This is a genomic window from Nocardia sp. X0981 (genome assembly GCF_977089955.1).
This window is the reverse complement of sequence record NZ_OZ372435.1, coordinates 3,457,629-3,474,792: the sequence shown is the minus strand read 5'-3', so window position 1 is coordinate 3,474,792 and position 17,164 is coordinate 3,457,629. Positions and strand designations below refer to the sequence as shown.

Genomic DNA, 17,164 nt, shown 5'->3' with positions numbered 1-17,164 from the left:
CCTCGTCGTGTCCCAGCATATGTGTCGAATGTGACTGATGAGGTTTGTTTGCTACGCCGAGGTTATCGGCCGTTCGCCCATGAGGGCGGTACCGACACGCACACACGTGGATCCATGGGCAATAGCTCTTTCAAGATCATTGGACATACCGGCGGACAGCTGGGTGGCGCCGGGGTGGTCCGTCCGTATCCGCCCGTGCAGTTCGGCCAGCCGGGCGAACTGCACATCGGGATCGGCGGCTCGCGGCGGGATGGCCATAATCCCTGCCAGACATAGCTCGGGCACTTCCGCGATCAGGTCCGCCAGCGCGGGTACCGCGGCGGGGGCGATACCGCCGCGACCGGGGTCGGCGTCCAGCGCGACCTGGATCAGTACCTGCAACGGTGTGGTCCTCTCCCCCGCGTCCAACGCGGCCGCGGTGGCCCTCGCCAGGGTGGTCGCCAGGCGTTCGCTGTCCACCGAATGCACCGCGTGGGCCCAGCGCACCACCTGCCTCGCCTTGTTCCGCTGCAACCGCCCGATCAGATGCCACCGGACAGGGTCCGGTCCGCGGAATCCGGCGGCTTTGGCGGCGGCCTCCTGCGGGCGGTTCTCCCCGAACTCGCGGCGGCCCAGACGATACAGCAGAGCGATATCGGAGGCGGGAAAATATTTTGTCACCGGCAGGAGGCCGACTTCGGCCGGATCACGCCCACAGGCCCGGCACGCTGCATCGATGCGCGCGAGCAGAGCGGTCAGGTTGCGCGCGAGCTCCGCTTCCCTTGCGGTCTCCCGCAACCGCTCGGCCGAACTGTCCGGGACAGCTTCTCCGCCCGCTTCCGGACGCTCCGCTCCGCCCGTTCCGGACGGCGTACGCGCCGGCACACCGGAGAATCCCCGCTCCTCTTCACCGTCGAGGACGAGCCGATCTCCCGTGGATTCTCCACTCGTCATTCGTACCCACCGGCCTCTCGCCGCCGGGCCGTCCCTGCCCGCATGAACTCTCCCTGCTCCGAACCCCGGTATCACCACCGACACCGGCACCCTCCATCATCACGCGCGTAACCCCTCCGCCGCGGACGAGCACACGCCCGGCGCCCGGAGGCCTTCGCTCATGCCGTACCCGATTCCATCCAGATAACACTGCCGATCCGTCCGGTCGGCGCGCCGCGGCGATGACTGAACAGCGTCGTGTCCTCGATGGTGCAGCGCGGATCCTCGGCGATCCCGCCGATCCCCGCCGCGGCGAGCTGCCGGCGGATCCCGGCGCGCAGATCCAGCCCGGGGGTACCGCGCACGGTGGTGGTGGCACTGCCCGGCAGATGCGCCTCGACATCGGCGCGCATCTCGGCGGGCACCTCGTACTGCCGACCACTGGCGGCGGGACCCAGCAGGGCGCCGATGCGTTCGGGACGGGCCCCCGCGGCGACCATCGCCTCCAGTACCCGGGGCACGATACCGATCCGCGCACCGATCCGGCCGGCGTGCACGGCGGCGATCACTCCGGCCTCGTCGTCCGACAACAGCACGGGAACACAGTCCGCGGTCAGCACCACCAGCGCCAGACCCGGGCGGGTGGTGACCAGGGCGTCGGTGGCGGGTACCGGCTCGGTCCGGGGGCCGTCCACGGTCGTCACCGTCCGCCCGTGGATCTGCTCCATCCAGATCACATGGTCCGCGGGCAATCCGAGTGTTCCGGCGAGCCGGGCCCGGTTGCGCCGCACCGCGGTGGGGTCGTCGCCCACATGGTCGCCGAGATTGAACGAATCGTAGGGCGGCGCGGAGAAACCACCCGCGCGCGTGGTCACCACCCGCCGAACCGTGAGTACCGATGCCGCTGTCATGTCATCGAGCCTAACGGCCCGGCCGGGGATCCCCCGCCCTCCGGCACCACTGCCCGGCGCCGGAATCCGCGATATCGTCACCGGTGGCCGGCCCGCGGCGACCCTCCGGCGACCACCGGCTCAGCGACGCATGAAATCCGGGACGTCGACATCGTCGTCGTCATCGTCGGGCAGGTCCGGAGGAGGTGGCGGCTGGAGTCGGTCCCGGGAACCGAGGGACGACACCGGATCCACCGGTGGGCGGGTCCGTTCGGTATCGCGGTAGCTGGGCGCCGGACCACGGGCGATGGCCGGATCACCGGCGCGCAGGGCCCCGGTTTCCTCGAGATGGCTGCGGCCGGCGCCGAGTTCGGCGGTACGGGACTGGCCGAGTTCGGTGGTCCGCGATTGCGCGGAGATCTCCCCGCTCCGGCCCGAACCCAGCGATCCGCGACTGGTCGCGGCCTCGAATGTGCGCCGTGCCGGGCCGCCGCCGTCGAAACCCGCGGCGATCACGGTGACCCGGACCTCGTCGCCGAGCGAATCATCGATAACCGTACCGAAGATGATGTTGGCCTCGATATGCGCGGCTTCCTGTACCAGCGAAGCGGCCTCGTTGATTTCGAACAGACCCAGATCCGATCCACCCGCGATCGAGAGCAGCACTCCGTGCGCGCCGTCCATCGATGCCTCGAGCAGGGGTGAATTGATCGCCGCCTCCGCCGCTTTGACCGATCTCCCTTCGCCGCGGGCCGAACCGATACCCATGAGCGCGCTGCCCGCGCCGGACATCACGCTCTTGACGTCGGCGAAGTCGACATTGATCAGCCCCGGGGTGGTGATCAGGTCGGTGATGCCCTGCACACCGTTGAGGAGTACCTCGTCGGCGGAACGGAAGGCATCCATGAGACTCACCGCGGCGTCGCCGAGTTGCAGCAGCCGATCGTTGGGAATGACGATCAGGGTGTCGCAGGATTCACGCAGCAGGTTGATACCGACCTCGGCTTGATTACCGCGTCGTTTGCCCTCGAAGGAGAACGGGCGGGTGACCACACCGATGGTGAGCGCACCGAGTTTGCGCGCGATACTCGCCACGACCGGTGCGCCGCCGGTACCCGTACCGCCGCCCTCACCCGCGGTCACGAAGACCATATCGGCGCCCTTGAGCACCTCTTCGATCTCGTCCTTGTGATCCTCGGCGGCCTTACGACCGACCTCGGGGTCGGCACCCGCGCCGAGTCCCCGGGTGAGCTCCCGCCCGACATCGAGCTTCACGTCGGCATCGCTCATCAGCAGTGCCTGGGCGTCGGTGTTCACCGCGATGAACTCGACGCCCTTGAGACCCTGCTCGATCATTCGGTTGACGGCGTTCACGCCGCCGCCGCCGATACCGACGACCTTGATCACGGCAAGGTAGTTGTGCGGGGGCGTCATGAGCTCTCGCCTTCCTTCGATCCAAAGTCTGTCGTTTTCGGATGCCCGGTACCGGTCCGCGGGATCGAAATCCGCGGACCGCGCTCCGGGCAAACCCTAAACCTCAACCATAGGTTTGGAGTTATGTCAAGTATCCGACTGGTGCGGAACGCTATTCGCCGCCGTCGCGATCCGCTCGCAGGCGCGCCGAGACGATAACCAGTTTCTTCGGCGAACCCACTTCTGCCAGGGCGGCAGACGTCGTATCGTGAACGGTTGCTCAGCAATCCACGCCCACATCGTGGGACGCCCCCGGCCCCCGCCGCGCGTACCGGCCGGGCGATCACCCGGAGCCGAGGCGGAGCATCGAACCGAACGAGGTCGCACCGAACAAGATTGCTGGAATTCATCTTACCGTGACCAGACTGGGACTCGAGACGTCGAACACGGTTCCCGGCCGGGTCAGCAGCGGTAGCACCACCGCTGATTTTCGTTCGCCGTCCTCGCTGCTGCCCCAGAGTACCGTGCGACCGTCGCGCAGTGTCAGCGAAATGTCGGAGACCGTATCGGCCGTTACGGTTTCTACCTGCGCCTCCAATTCCGGTGGTAGAACGTTCACCACGGCGACCGCGGACCGGGTGAGCGGATCCGCGCTGCCGGGCCGGGCGGTCAGCAGTTGCGGCACTCCGATCGGCGTCGCTTCGATGGCGTACTCGATACCATCGGCGTCGAGCAGATGCGCGCCCTCCGGAGTGTCGTAGTACAGCACCGGGATTCGTTGTTCGATCCGCACCCGCACCGTGGACGGCAGTACCCGCTGCACCCGCACACTGCGCACCTTCGGCAGACTCGCCACCCGTTCGGCCATGGCGGCCGTATCGATCCGCAGGATCGAGCCCCGCTCCGGAAGTCGCAGCAACTCCTCGATCCGCTCTTCGGGAATCGCACCGGCCCCTTCGATCCGCACCTCGCGCACCGAGAGCAGCGGCGTGAACCAGGCCAGCGCGGCGAACGTGATCACCAGCGCGCACGCGGGCAGCGCCCACAACCGGAAACGCCGCAATCCGCCCGCACCGAATCGCTGCCTCCCGGCTCGCATTCCGCCTCACCGTCCGTACTGCGGACGCGCGCGTAGTCCGTCCAGGATCTGGCTGCCGAGCATGGTGACATCACCGGCGCCCATGGTGATCACCACATCACCGGGCTGGGCCAAACCGGCCACCTGCCGGCCCACCCGCGACATATCCGGCTGGTAGTGCACGGGTTTACCGACCGCCTGCGCCACCAGTGCGCCGTTGACCCCCGGTAACGGTTCCTCACGGGCGCCGTAGACGTCGAGGACCACCACCTCGTCGGCCAGATCGAGTGCCGCGCCGAACTCGGCGGCGAATGTCGCTGTACGACTGTAGAGATGCGGCTGGAAGACGACGATCACCCGGCCCCGGCGCGACAGCGCACCGTCGCGCGCCTCCTGATCGACCAGTTCGGCGGCGGCGCCGAGCACCGCGCGGACCTCGGTCGGGTGATGGGCGTAATCGTCGAAGACCCGCACCCGGTTCTCCCGGCCCACGAACTGGAACCGCCGGTGTACCCCGCCGAAACCCTCCAGACCCTGGATGATTTCGTCCACATCCGCACCCGCCGCCCGCGCGGCCAGCAGTGCGGCCAGTGCGTTGAGCGCCATATGCCGGCCCGGCACCGCGAGCCGCAGTGTCCGCGGCGCGGATTCACCGGCGAGCTCGAACTGCGCCACCCCCCCGACATCACGGGGCTCCCAACTGTGCAACCGCACTCCCACGGGAATCGGAGCGCCGGTCAGTTCACCGGACCCGTAACCGAGTACCCGGACACCGCGATCGGTCAACCGCTGCCCCACCCGCTCGGCCAGCGCCCACGCTCCCGGATCGTCCAGGCAGACCACCAGGAGTCCACCGTCGGCGAGCCGGTCGGTGAAATCGTCGAAGACCTGCACATAGGCGGCATCGGATCCGAAGAAGTCGAGATGGTCGGATTCGATATTGGTGACCACCGCGACATCGGGGGCGTACTGCAGCAGCGATCCGTCGCTCTCATCGGCTTCGGCGACGAAGATATCGCCGCTACCGTGATGGGCGTTGGTGCCCGCCTCGTTGAGCTCACCCCCCACCGCGAAGGACGGGTCCAGCCCGCAGTGCTGGAGGGAGACGATGAGCATCGATGTGGTGGACGTCTTCCCGTGGGTGCCCGAGACGAGCAGGGTGCGATGGCCGCTCATCAAGGCGGCCAGTACGGTCGGCCGCAGCAGCACCGGAATATCGCGCCGATGCGCCTCCACCAGTTCGGGATTGGTTTTCGGAATGGCGGCATAGGTGGTCACCACCGCCGTCGGACCGCCGGGCAGCAGATCCAGCGCACCGGCGTCGTGACCGATCCGCACCTGTGCGCCGCGGGCCCGCAACGCCAGCACCCCGCGGCTCTCCTTGGCATCGGAGCCCGAGACCGCGCCCCCACGCGACAGCAGGATCCGGGCGATACCGGACATTCCGGCGCCCCCGATCCCGACCATGTGCACCCGGGCCAGCTCCGGCGGCAACGCGCCGGGGCCGGATTCGGGTACTGTCCCCTGTTCCTCGCTCACCGTCCCGCCACCCGCAGCACGATCCGCGCTACTTCGTCGGCGGCGTCGCGGTGGCCGGCGCCGGCGGCGGCACGTCCCATTTCGGCAATGCGTGCTGAATCCGTGAGCAGCGGTATCACCTCATCGATCACATATTTCGGGGACAATTCCGGGTCGGGAACGATTCTGCCACCACCGGCGGCCACCACGGGCCGCGCGTTGAGTTCCTGCTCGCCGTTGCCGTGCGGCAGCGGCACGTACACCGCCGGCAGACCGACGGCCGACACCTCGGCGACGGTCATCGCCCCGGACCGGCAGACCACCGCGTCGGCGGCGGCGTAGGCGAGATCCATGCGGGAGAGATAGGGCACCGCGACATACGGTACGTCGGGGTCGGTGGAGACGATATCGAGGGTGTTCTTCGGGCCGTGCGCGTGCAGTACGGAAATACCCGCCGCGGCCAGCTGGGGCGCGGCGCCGGAGATCGCCTCGTTGAGCGAACGCGCACCCTGGGAGCCGCCGAAGACGAGCAGTACCGGACCTTCGGCGGGCAGTCCGAAGTGGGCGCGGGCCTGCGCGCGCAGCGCGGTCCGATCCAGGGAGGTGATCGCGGAACGCACCGGGATACCGACCACATCCGCGGCCAGGCCGGAACCGGGTACCGCCGCGAGCACCCGGGCGGCGCGCCGGGCGCCGACCTTGTTCGCGATACCGGCTTTCGCGTTCGCCTCGTGCACCACCACCGGCACCGCGCGACGCCGCCGCAGCAACCCCGGCCCGGCCGCGAGATAGGCCGGTAGCGCCACATACCCACCGAAGCCGACGATCACATCGGCGCCGACCTCGTCGATGATCTCCCGGGTGCGCGCCACCGACGCCCGGACCCGGCCCGGCAACCGCAGCAGATCCGCGGTGGGTTTCCGTGGTAGCGGCACCGGCGGAATCAGCTCGAGTGGATAGCCCCGTTCGGGCACCAGCGTGGTCTCCAGTCCCCGCTGGGTGCCGAGCGCGGTCACCGTGCTGCCGGGCGCGAGCCGGCGCAGGGCATCGGCCACCGCCAAGGCGGGCTCGATATGCCCTGCGGTGCCGCCACCCGCGACGATCACCGATATCCCACGCCCCGCCGATTGCTCTCCGGCGGACTGAGCTGCGCTCACCTGTGTTTTCCCCGTTCTCGTGCGTGTGTCACCGAATAGCTGGGCTCCCAGGCCCGGGTTGCCCGCAGGGTATCGGTACCCCGGCTGCTGGTCCGGGAGCGGGCGGGCGCCTCGCCCCGGTCCCGAGCCGGCCGGCGGTCCGGGGCCCGGTCACGGGCGGCGCCGGACCGGGCCCGGGGCGGATGGTGGACCTCCGGTTTCGGCAGGCGCAGCAGGCGGCTGACGCGGCCGTCCTGTCCGGCGTGCAGCGCCGCCACCGCCTCGGGCTCGTGCCGGGCGGCGTTGGCGATGATGCCGAACATCAGCAGCGTCAGTGCCAGTGACGAACCACCCGCCGATACCAGCGGCAACTGCAGACCGGTGACCGGCAGCAGACCCACCACGTACCCGATATTGATCAGCGCCTGCCCGGTGATCCACGTGGTGGCGGTGGCGGTGAGCAAGCGCAGGAACGGATCCACCGAACGCGCCGCGATCCGCAGACCGGTGTAGACGAACAGCGCGAACAGGCCCAGCACCAGCGCGCAACCCAGGAAACCGAGTTCCTCGCCGATGATGGCGAAGATGAAATCGTTGTGCGAGTTGGGCAGATAGCTCCATTTGGCGCGGCTCTGCCCCAGCCCGCGTCCCCACAGCCCACCGTCGGCGAGCGAATACATCGCCTGGCGGGCCTGGTAGTTGATGCCCTGCGGATCGTCGCCGGGGTTGAAGAACGCGCGCATCCGGTCGGAGCGGTACCCGGCCGACAGCGCGAGGACGAGAGCCGCGACCGCACCCGAGGCCAGAATGGCGACGAAGAGCCGGATCGGCAGACCCCCGAACCACAGCAGCGCCAGCAGGACGATACCCATGGCAATGGTGGTGGACAGGTTCGGCTGCAGGACGATCAGCAGACAGACCAGCAGACCGGCCGGTACCAGCGGCACCAGAATGTTCTTCAGGCCACGGGGATCGTTGGCCGCCCGGGCCGCGACCCGCCGCGAAACCAGCAGATGCGCCCCCCAGACCACGAACGTGACCTTCACGACCTCCGACGGCTGGATCGAGAAGAACCCCAGATCGATCCAGCGGCGGGCACCGTTCACCGTACTGCCGACACCGGGAACGAGTACCAGCACCAGCAGCAGGACCGAGAGCGCGAACAACGGAAACGACATCTGGCGCAACCACCGGAACGGTATCCGCAGCGCCAGATAGAACAGCACGGTGCCGAATACCGCGTACATCGTCTGCTGCATGAACAGCGAATAGGCCGATTTACCGTCGGCGTAGGACTCCACGCTCGACGCCGAGAGCACCATCACCAAACCGAGCACGGTCAGCAGGGTGGCAATGGTGACCACCAGATGGAACGAGGCCAGCGGCCGCGCCAGCCAGGCGCCGAAACGGCCCACCTGTATCTGTCGCGTGCCGCGCGGGCTCATAACCGCCGCCCGAGGTCCTCGTCCTTCAAACCCGCCACCGCACCGGCGAAACTGCGTCCGCGGTGGGCGTAGTCGGTGAACATGTCCAGCGAAGCGGCCGCGGGCGCCAGCAGTACGGTATCGCCGGGCCCGGCGAACGCCGCGGCCTCGCGTACCGCCCGGGCCATGACGGCATCGGCGGTCTCGGTATCCGGTCCGCCGGAGATCGTTTCGTTCGGAGCTGCCCGACCCATGCCCGCATGGTCTCGCGTATCCAGCTCGAGGACGGGGACTTCCGGCGCGTGTCGCGCCAGTGCCGCCGCGATCACGGGAGCGTCCACGCCGAACAGCACGACGGCGACCAGCCGCTCGGCCACCTCGTCCACCAGATCCTCGACCCCGGCGCCCTTGAGCTGACCACCGGCCAGCCAGATCACCTGCTGATGCGCGAGGATCGAGGTCCGCGCGGCATGCGGGTTCGTCGCCTTGGAATCGTCGACGAACTCGACCCCGCCCAGTTCCCGGACCAGCGCGGCACGATGCGGTCCGACCTTGTGCTCGACGAGGCCCTCACGCACGAACTGCGGCGCCACATCGATCGCCCGGGTCAGGGCGGCGGCGGCCAGCGCATCGGCGACACCGGCCGGGCCGGGCGGGCTGATCTCCTTGGCTTCGGCCAGGATCGCCGCCTTGGTGAACGCGCGATCGAGGAGTTTGCCGTCGACCACGCCGAGTTCGCCGTCGGCGGGAACCCCGGTCCGGAATCCGACCGTACGCCGGGCCTTCGAACGACGCCCCAGGCTGGCGGCCACCGGATCGTCGAGACCGACCACACCGACCCGGCCGAGCAACGCCCGCGCCTTGGCCGCCGCGTAGGCGTCGAGCCCGCCGTGCCAGTCCAGATGGTCCTCGGCCACGTTCAGCACCACCCCGGCCTCCGGCCGTACCGAAGGCGCCCAGTGCAACTGGAACGAGGACAGTTCCACGGCCAGCACCTGCGGTCCGGGGTTGCGGCGCAGCGCGTCGAGGATGGGCAGACCGATATTGCCGCAGGCGACGCTGGGGATACCGGCGGCCCGCAGGATGGAATGTGTCATCGACGTGGTGGTGGTCTTACCGTTGGTCCCGGTGACCACCAGCCATTTCCGGACGGGCCCGTAGATCCGGGCCTGATCCACCCACCAGGCGAATTCCACGTCACCCCAGACCGGGATACCCTCGGCGACGGCCGAGGCCAGTACCGGCGAATCGGGGCGCCAGCCCGGACTGGTGATCACCAGCGCGAACCGGGACCAGTCGGTGTGCTCCAATTCCGGTGTGGGAGCCGTGTCCAGGCCCAGCTCGGTGGCTTCGGCCAGGGCCTTCGCCCCGCTGTCGGTGACCACCGGGCGGGCGCCGATATCGCGCAGCGGCGTGATCAGCGAGCGACCCGAAATTCCCCACCCGGCGACCAAGACCTCTCGGCCGCGCAGGAATTCCAGCATCGGACCGGGCGAGCGCAGCGCCCGTGGCGCGTGTTCCTCCATTGTCAGCTCACCCGACCGCCGAGAGATATTCGCTGTAGAACAGGGCCAGCCCGGCCGCCGAGGCCATGGCGGCCAGTAGCCAGAACCTGATGATCACCGTGGTCTCCGCCCACTTGCTCAATTCGAAGTGATGATGGAAGGGCGCCATCTTGAACAACCGGTTGCGGGTGGTCCGGAACACCGCCACCTGCAGCACCACCGACGCGGCCTCGGCCACGAACAGCGCACCGATGACGATCATCAGCAGTTCGGTCCGGGTGGTGATGGACAGCCCGGCCAGCAGACCACCGAGCGCGAGCGAACCGGTATCGCCCATGAAGATCTTGGCGGGAGCGGCATTCCACCACAGGAACCCGATACACGCCGCCGTCCCGGCGGCGCAGACCAGCGCCAGATCCAGCGGGTCGCGCACGTTGTAGCAACCGGTCTCGGGTTTGGTCTCACACGAGTGGTAGTACTGCCAGAACGTGATCACCACATAGCCGCCGAGCACCAGGCTCATCGATCCCGCGGCCAGGCCGTCCAGGCCGTCGGTGAGGTTCACCGCGTTCGACCAGGCCACCACGATGAGGCAGACGAACGCCAGGAACACCACCACGCTCATGGACACGGTGTCGATATCGCGGACATAGGACAGCTGCCGGCTGGCCGGAGACAGTCCGCTGCCCCCGGGGAACTGCAGTGCCAGCACGCCGAAGACCACCGCCGCGGTGATCTGCCCCAGGTATTTGCCCGCGGCGGTGAGCCCCAGATTGCGGCCCTTGCGGATCTTGATGAAGTCGTCGATGAAACCGACCACGCCCAGGGCCGTGGCCAGGCCCAGCACCAGCAGGGCGGAGGCGGTGGGTCCCTCGGCGTCGTAGCCGATTCCGATCAGATGCGAGCCCAGATACCCGGCCCACATACCGATGATGATGGCCACACCGCCCATGGTGGGGGTGCCCCGTTTGGACTGGTGGCTGGCCGGTCCGTCGACCCGGATCTCCTGCCCGAAACCCTGCCGGGCGAATATCCGGATCAGCAGGGGGGTCAGCAGGATCGACACCGTCAGTGCGATCGCCGCCGCGAAAAGGATCTGTCTCATCGCACTGCCTCCGTGCTCACCCCGTCGGCGGCGCCGGCGCCGCTGTGCTTGTCTCCCGCGGCCAGCAGCCGTTCGGCCACCGTCCACAGGCCGACCGATTGCGATGCCTTCACCAGCACCACATCACCCGCGCCGACTTCGGCGGCGAGCAACTCCACGGCCGCTTCGATATCCGGGACGAGCACCGATTCCTCACCCCATGAGCCTTCCATGACCGCTCCCTGGTGCATGCCCCGGGAGGGTCGGCCGGTACCGACCACCACGAGCCGGTCCACGTCCAGCCGTACCGCGAGCCGGCCGATACCGTCGTGTTCCACCACCGATTCCGGCCCGAGTTCGGCCATTTCGCCGAGCACGGCCCAGCTGCGCCGGGGCGTATCACCGGCCCGCGCCATGGTGACCAGCGCCTTGAGCGCGGCCCGCATCGAATCCGGGTTCGCGTTGTAGGAATCGTTGATCACCGTGACTCCCGCGGCGTTGGTGCGCACGTCCATCCGCCGCGCCGAGGCCGCCCGGGCCCCGGACAGCGCCGCGACGAGAGTGTCGAGATCGGCACCGCATTCCAGGGCCACCGCGGCCGCCGAGAGCGCGTTGCCGACCTGGTGCTCACCGTGCACGGCCAGCGTCACATCCCGGTCTCCGTGCGGAGTGTGCAGCGTGAACGATGCCCGCGCCTGATCGTCGAGCGAAACCCCGGTGGCGCGGATATCCGCACCCGCCGACTGCCCGACCCGCACCACCCGGGCCCGGGTCCGGCCGGCCATCGCGGCGACCTTCGTATCGTCGGCGTTCAACACGGCGAGGCCGGTGGCGGGCAGCGCCTCCACCAGTTCGCCCTTGGTCTGCGCGATGGCCTCACGGCTGCCGAACTCCCCGAGATGCGCCGTGCCCACATTGAGCACCACCCCGATACTCGGCGGCGCTACTCGCGCCAGCGCGGCGATATGGCCCGGACCGCGGGCCGACAGCTCCAGCACCAGGAACCTGGTGGTGTGATCGGCGCGCAGCGCGGTCCACGGATGCCCGAGTTCGTTGTTGAACGATCCGGGCGGCGCCACCACCGGACCCAGCGGCGTCAGCACCGCCGCCAGCAGATCCTTCGTGGAGGTCTTACCCGAGGATCCGGTCACCCCGACCACGGTCAGCCCACCGGCCGCCACCAGCCGCGAGACGCTCTCCCGCGCCAGCTCGGCCAGCGCGGTGAGCACGGCGGCGCCGGCCCCGGTCGAATCGTGGGTGAGTGCCACCGAACTGGCCGGCACCGCGCCGGGAGCGGGCGGCACCACGATGGCCGGAACACCCACCGGCCGGGCGGCCAGTACCGCGACCGCGCCCGCCTCGATCGCCGCCGCCGCGTAATCGTGGCCGTCGACCCGCTCGCCCGGCAGGGCGAGGAAGATATCGCCGGGACCGATACGGCGCGAATCGAATTCGACCGTACCGGTCACCCTCACCTCCGGGTCGCCGATATCGTGCAGCTGCCCGCCCACGACCTCGGCGATATCCCGCAGTGTCATCTCGATCATGAAACTGTCAAGTCCTCCGCATCCGAGGGCCACGAACCGTTGTCCGCGCCCCCGGAACTGTGCCGCAGTGTCGAATCGATCGCGGCCGCGAGCACCTCACGGTCGTCGAACGGATATTTCACCCCGTTGATCTCCTGCCCTACCTCGTGACCCTTTCCGGCCACCAGCACCACATCACCGGTGTGCGACCAGTGCACCGCGGCCTCGATGGCCGCGGCCCGGTCGCCGATATCACGAATTTCCCCGCGCTGTTCCTCGGCGACGCTCCGCGCGCCGGCGACCAGCGCCGCGCGGATCGCGGCGGGGTCCTCGGTGCGCGGGTTGTCGTCGGTGACGATCAGCAGATCGGCACCGCGCGCCGCGGCCGCGCCCATCAGGCTCCGTTTCCCGGGATCCCGGTCACCACCCGCGCCGACCACCACCGCCAACCGGCCCCGGCTCCGGGTTGCGGCCAGGTGACCGCGCAACGTGGCGATCACCGATTCCACCGCGGCGGGTTTGTGCGCGTAGTCCACCAGCGCCAGGAAGTCCTGTCCCCGCTCCACTCGCTGCATCCGGCCGGGTACATCCACCGCGGCCAGTGCGGGCGCGGCGGTTTCCGGTGCCACCCCCACGGCGGCGCATACCGCGAGCGCCAACAGCCCGTTGGCGACGTTGTAGTCCCCGGGCAACCGCAGCCGCACCACGGTTTCGCCGCCCGGACCGGCGGCGGTGAACTCCTGTTCGCCGCCGTGGGCGCGGGCCGGTGCGGCCAGCGCCCAGTCGGCGGGACCGGTGGTCGACACCCGGACCGGTTCCTCCAGCCCGTCGGCCAGGCGGCGGCCCCAGGCGTCGTCCACGCACACCACCGCGGTGCGCGCGGCCACCGGCGATCCGGCCTCGAACAACCGGCGTTTCGCGGCGAAATAGTCTTCGAAGTCGGCGTGGAAGTCCAAGTGATCCTGCGACAGGTTGGTGAACGCTCCCACCGCGAACCGCACCCCGTCCACCCGGCCCAGCGCCAGCGCGTGGCTGGACACCTCCATCACCACCGCGTCCACGCCCTGTTCCACCATCAGCGCGAACATGGCGTGCAGTTGCGGTGCCTCGGGAGTGGTGAGCGCACTGGGCACCCGGCGACCGCCGATCCGGGTCTCGATGGTGCCGATCAGCGCCGTGGACGCGCCACCGGCCGCGAGCCCCGCCTCCACCAGGTACGCGGTGGTGGTTTTACCGGAGGTACCGGTGATCCCGATGATCCGCAGTCGCTCGGACGGATGACCGTAGATCGCCGCGGACAGCTCCCCGAGCACCGCGCGCGGATTCTCCCGCACCAGCACGGGCACCGGCAGCTCGCCGGCGAGCTCCGCGCCCGCGGCGTCGGTCAGGACGGCAACCGCGCCACGGCTCACCGCGTCCGCGGCGAACCGGGCGCCGTGGGCGCGCGAACCCGGTAACGCGGCGAACAGATCACCGGGCACCACCGCCTCGGAGCGCTGTTCGATACCGGTGATCCGCAGGTGGGAATCGACCGGGGGCCGGGATTCGGCGGCGATCAGTTCCAGCAGGTCGGACAGCGGCGTCGATATCGGCCGGGCCGGCCTGAGCGCGTGCTGGCTGGACTGCGCGGGCACAGGGTTCCTCTCTGCATGATGAAGCGCGGATACGACGACGAGTCAGGTTACCGACGCCGCGTCTCGGGCGGACAAGCCGGTTCGCCGAATCACGACGCCTGCAGGACGAACTGCTGTTCGGGTTCGCCCGAGGGCGGGATCCGGTCCCGCTGCAACGCCCAGGAAGCGATATCGTGGAACAGCGGCGCGGCCGACTGCCCGCCGCTGCCATCGGAACTGCGCACGGGCGCGTCCAGCATCATGCCGATGACGTAGCGCGGATTGTCCGCCGGGGCGATACCGGCGAAGGTGATCCAGTACGAAGAGCTCGAATAACAACCGCAGTTCGGGTCGACCTGCTGCGCGGTACCGGTCTTCCCGGCGATCCGGTAACCCTCGACGGCGGCGGCCGCGCCGGTGCCCGTCTGCACCCCGCTCGGATCGTGCTGGAGCACCGACTGGAACATCGAGCGCAGGGTGCGGGCCGTTTCCGGGCTCACCACGCGCACCCCTTCGGGCGCCGGTTCCTCGGTCCGTGTCCCGTCCGGGGCCACCGTGGCCCGGACGATCCGCGGTGGTATCCGCAGTCCGTCGTTGGCGATGGCCTGGTACATCCCGGTCATCTGCAGGGTCGTCATCGAAAGACCTTGACCGATCGGCAAGTTCGCGAAGCTGCCCCCGGACCACTGGTCTCGCGCGGGCAGCAGCCCCGAACTCTCGGCCGGCAGCCCCACCTCGGTGCGCCGGCCCAGTCCGAAGCGCTCGAGCATATCGGCGAACCGGTCCTCGCCGACCCGTTGCGCCAGCATGAGGGTGCCCACATTGGAGGACTTCCCGAAGATTCCCGTGGTGGTGTACGGGACGACACCGTGTTCCCAGGCGTCCCCGACGGTCACCCCGGCCATATGGATCCGGCCGGGCACCTGGTGCACCTCGTCCGGGGTGGTGAGACCGTACTCGACGGCGGCGGCGGCCGTGACCACCTTGTTCACCGAACCGGGCTCGAAAGGCTGGGTCACCGACGGGTTGTCCAGGCCCGCGGGATCCCAGTGCTGCGGGGGCAGCGCCGGGTTGAACGTATTGTCGTTGGCCATGGCCAGCACCTGGCCCGTATTGGCGTCGAGTACGACGGCGGAGGCCGATTTCGCGCCCGACCGGTCCTTGGCCAGCTGCACCTGCTGCTGGACGTAGTACTGCAGATCCGAATCGAGGGTGAGTTCGATATCGTCACCGTCCACCGCCGGCTGCCGGTCGCGCCAGCTGCCGGGGATCACCGCGCCGTCCGAACCGCGGTCATAGGTGTAGGACCCGTCGGTACCGGCCAGCGCCGAATCCAGTGAGGCCTCCAGACCGACCCGGCCGTGGCCGTCCCAGCCGGTGGCACCGACGATATTCGCGGCCAGCGACCCGCCCGGGTATTCGCGCAGGTCCTGCCGTTCGGAGCCGACTTCGGGGAAGCGCGAGGTGATCTCGTCGGCCTTCCGGGGGTCGACATTACGGGCCAGGTAGACGAAGGTTTGGTCGCTGCGCAGTTTGTCCAGCAGATCGGATTCGGACGGCCCTTCCGCACCCAGCACCTCGTGGATGGTGCGGGCGATGTCCTCGAGCCGCTGCTCCGGGTCCGGTGCGGAATCGTCCTTCGCCCGGGCGTCGGCGAGATCCTTGCGCACCCGGATCGGCTGGAAGCTCAGCGACTGGGCGACGAGAGTGAAAGCCAGCGACTTCCCGTGCCGGTCGGTGATACTGCCGCGGGTCGCGGGCAGATCCTGGTAGGCGGTGCGCTGTCCGGCCGCCTGCGCCGACAGCGAGGGCGCGGCGATGGTCTGGATCCACAGCAGTTGCAGTGCCACCACCGTCAGCGCGACGAGCATGATCACCCGGCCGGTGCCGAGACGCAGCCGCACCGGGCCGTCCTTACGGCCGCGGGGCCGCTTGACGGGCGGACGCCCGGACGAAGCCGGCTTCCCGGATACCGACCGGGTCTTCGCGGCGTTGCGGGCGGACGAGGACCGGGTTCGCGGTGCACCACCACCGCGCCCGCGTCCCGATCCGCGCCGGGTCATCGCATCCCCTCCCCCGCCGGGACAGCCGGTTCCGGCGCCGGTGTAGGCACACCGGGCGCTGCTCCGTCGACGGATACGGGCATATCGGTGCTCGCCGGAGCGGGAGCCACCGGTTCGGCGTTCTCCGCGGCAGCCGCGCCCTCGGCCGGCCGGGGGCCGGGTTCCGCCGGAGCCGGACCGGCGGGCGGCGCGACCGGTTCCGCGGCGGCCTCCGGCTCCTGGGCCGGTACCCCGTTCGGCGGTGCCGCCCCGGCGGGTGCTCCCGGGACCTCGGGAGCCGCTTCCGGGGCGGCGAGCACACTGCCCGAGGCGGGCTCACCGGATTCGGAGTCCGGTACCGCGGGCACCGGGACGACCCGCTCCCCCGGATCCGCTCCGTTGCGCGGAGCCGTGGAGCGCGGTGGCGCGTTCAGCGGCGGGGCGGGCGGCCCCTGGGCCGGGACCGGCTCACCGATCACCGTGACCGTCCCGTCCGGACCGACCACGAGCCGGGCCGGGTCCACGGCGGGGATCATCCCGAGTTCCCGCGCGCGATCGGCCAGTTCGGGCGCCGAATCGGCCGCGGCGACCTCCCGCTGCAGCGCGGCGCGTTCGTCCGAGAGCACCCGGTTGGCCTCCCGGGCATCACTGAGCTGGTAGCTGTCCTCGGCGGCGCGCGTGGTCAACACCAGGGTGAGTACGAGCCCGCAACCGAACATGGCCAGGATCGCGGCCACGAACGGCACCCGCCCCGTCAGCTCCGACGGCGGCGCGGCGGCTACCGCCGGACCGCCGGACCGATGCCTGCGACGCGCGTAGGCGCGTTGGGCAGCGCCGGATTTCACTCGTTCCGCCTCGTGCACCCGCCGGGCCGGCCGCCCGGTCTCGGTACGTGTGCTCACACTCATACCAGACACCCCCGTCTCGGTGTGATGGCCCGCGGTTCCGGCCCGCGCGCTCCGCTCCAGTGCTCCGGCGTGCCCGACCGGCACTCCTCCGGTACCGCGGCACGCCGTACGCCTA

At 69.7% G+C, this 17,164-nt stretch carries 13 protein-coding genes; all 13 read right to left on the bottom strand.

All coding sequences use genetic code 11. The features are described from left to right. Positions 1-51 precede the first annotated feature (51 nt). Positions 52-933, bottom strand: a complete 882-nt coding sequence (locus ACYR7D_RS15460) for a YggS family pyridoxal phosphate-dependent enzyme (RefSeq protein WP_459545278.1) — start codon at positions 931-933, stop codon at positions 52-54. A gap of 158 nt (positions 934-1,091) precedes the next feature. Next, complete coding sequence (gene pgeF / locus ACYR7D_RS15455; protein ID WP_459545277.1) at positions 1,092-1,823, bottom strand: peptidoglycan editing factor PgeF; 732 nt, start codon at positions 1,821-1,823, stop codon at positions 1,092-1,094. Between the two features lie 120 nt (positions 1,824-1,943). Then, positions 1,944-3,236: a cell division protein FtsZ gene (gene ftsZ, locus ACYR7D_RS15450; protein ID WP_459545276.1), complete on the bottom strand. Its 1,293-nt coding sequence runs from the start codon at positions 3,234-3,236 to the stop codon at positions 1,944-1,946. A gap of 385 nt (positions 3,237-3,621) precedes the next feature. Continuing rightward, positions 3,622-4,314 carry a cell division protein FtsQ/DivIB gene (locus ACYR7D_RS15445; RefSeq protein ID WP_459545275.1) on the bottom strand — a complete coding sequence of 231 codons (693 nt, stop codon included), beginning with the start codon at positions 4,312-4,314 and terminating at the stop codon, positions 3,622-3,624. Between the two features lie 6 nt (positions 4,315-4,320). Continuing rightward, positions 4,321-5,760 carry a UDP-N-acetylmuramate--L-alanine ligase gene (gene murC, locus ACYR7D_RS15440; RefSeq protein WP_459550173.1) on the bottom strand — a complete coding sequence of 480 codons (1,440 nt, stop codon included), beginning with the start codon at positions 5,758-5,760 and terminating at the stop codon, positions 4,321-4,323. Between the two features lie 68 nt (positions 5,761-5,828). Further along, positions 5,829-6,968: an undecaprenyldiphospho-muramoylpentapeptide beta-N-acetylglucosaminyltransferase gene (gene murG, locus ACYR7D_RS15435; protein WP_459545274.1), complete on the bottom strand. Its 1,140-nt coding sequence runs from the start codon at positions 6,966-6,968 to the stop codon at positions 5,829-5,831. Next, positions 6,965-8,392: a putative lipid II flippase FtsW gene (ftsW, locus tag ACYR7D_RS15430; RefSeq protein WP_459545273.1), complete on the bottom strand. Its 1,428-nt coding sequence runs from the start codon at positions 8,390-8,392 to the stop codon at positions 6,965-6,967. Before ftsW ends, murG begins: the two co-directional genes overlap by 4 nt. Beyond that, positions 8,389-9,855 carry a UDP-N-acetylmuramoyl-L-alanine--D-glutamate ligase gene (gene murD, locus ACYR7D_RS15425; RefSeq protein ID WP_459550172.1) on the bottom strand — a complete coding sequence of 489 codons (1,467 nt, stop codon included), beginning with the start codon at positions 9,853-9,855 and terminating at the stop codon, positions 8,389-8,391. The genes ftsW and murD overlap by 4 nt, the downstream gene beginning before the upstream one ends. Before the next feature lie 49 nt (positions 9,856-9,904). Then, entirely contained in the window at positions 9,905-10,981 is a 1,077-nt protein-coding gene (gene mraY, locus ACYR7D_RS15420; RefSeq protein WP_459545272.1) for a phospho-N-acetylmuramoyl-pentapeptide-transferase, read from the bottom strand. Further along, positions 10,978-12,507, bottom strand: a complete 1,530-nt coding sequence (locus tag ACYR7D_RS15415; protein ID WP_459545271.1) for a UDP-N-acetylmuramoyl-tripeptide--D-alanyl-D-alanine ligase — start codon at positions 12,505-12,507, stop codon at positions 10,978-10,980. Before ACYR7D_RS15415 ends, mraY begins: the two co-directional genes overlap by 4 nt. Beyond that, on the bottom strand, positions 12,504-14,120 hold the full coding sequence (locus tag ACYR7D_RS15410) for a UDP-N-acetylmuramoyl-L-alanyl-D-glutamate--2,6-diaminopimelate ligase (RefSeq protein WP_459545270.1): 1,617 nt from the start codon (positions 14,118-14,120) through the stop codon (positions 12,504-12,506). The genes ACYR7D_RS15415 and ACYR7D_RS15410 overlap by 4 nt, the downstream gene beginning before the upstream one ends. An 89-nt stretch (positions 14,121-14,209) precedes the next feature. Beyond that, entirely contained in the window at positions 14,210-16,162 is a 1,953-nt protein-coding gene (locus ACYR7D_RS15405; protein ID WP_459545269.1) for a peptidoglycan D,D-transpeptidase FtsI family protein, read from the bottom strand. Next, positions 16,159-17,049 carry a hypothetical protein gene (locus tag ACYR7D_RS15400; protein ID WP_459545268.1) on the bottom strand — a complete coding sequence of 297 codons (891 nt, stop codon included), beginning with the start codon at positions 17,047-17,049 and terminating at the stop codon, positions 16,159-16,161. The genes ACYR7D_RS15405 and ACYR7D_RS15400 overlap by 4 nt, the downstream gene beginning before the upstream one ends. Positions 17,050-17,164: the final 115 nt, after the last annotated feature.

Bases quoted from the DNA above. Each gene is read 5' to 3' on its own strand.
- ftsZ (WP_459545276.1), bottom strand. From the start codon at position 3,236: ATGACGCCCCCGCACAACTACCTTGCCGTGATCAAGGTCGTCGGTATC.
- ACYR7D_RS15445 (WP_459545275.1), bottom strand. From the start codon at position 4,314: ATGCGAGCCGGGAGGCAGCGATTCGGTGCGGGCGGATTGCGGCGTTTC.
- pgeF (WP_459545277.1), bottom strand. From the start codon at position 1,823: ATGACAGCGGCATCGGTACTCACGGTTCGGCGGGTGGTGACCACGCGC.
- murC (WP_459550173.1), bottom strand. From the start codon at position 5,760: ATGGTCGGGATCGGGGGCGCCGGAATGTCCGGTATCGCCCGGATCCTG.
- murD (WP_459550172.1), bottom strand. From the start codon at position 9,855: ATGCTGGAATTCCTGCGCGGCCGAGAGGTCTTGGTCGCCGGGTGGGGA.
- ftsW (WP_459545273.1), bottom strand. From the start codon at position 8,392: ATGAGCCCGCGCGGCACGCGACAGATACAGGTGGGCCGTTTCGGCGCC.
- ACYR7D_RS15415 (WP_459545271.1), bottom strand. From the start codon at position 12,507: ATGATCGAGATGACACTGCGGGATATCGCCGAGGTCGTGGGCGGGCAG.
- mraY (WP_459545272.1), bottom strand. From the start codon at position 10,981: ATGAGACAGATCCTTTTCGCGGCGGCGATCGCACTGACGGTGTCGATC.
- ACYR7D_RS15400 (WP_459545268.1), bottom strand. From the start codon at position 17,049: ATGAGTGTGAGCACACGTACCGAGACCGGGCGGCCGGCCCGGCGGGTG.
- ACYR7D_RS15405 (WP_459545269.1), bottom strand. From the start codon at position 16,162: ATGACCCGGCGCGGATCGGGACGCGGGCGCGGTGGTGGTGCACCGCGA.
- ACYR7D_RS15460 (WP_459545278.1), bottom strand. From the start codon at position 933: ATGACGAGTGGAGAATCCACGGGAGATCGGCTCGTCCTCGACGGTGAA.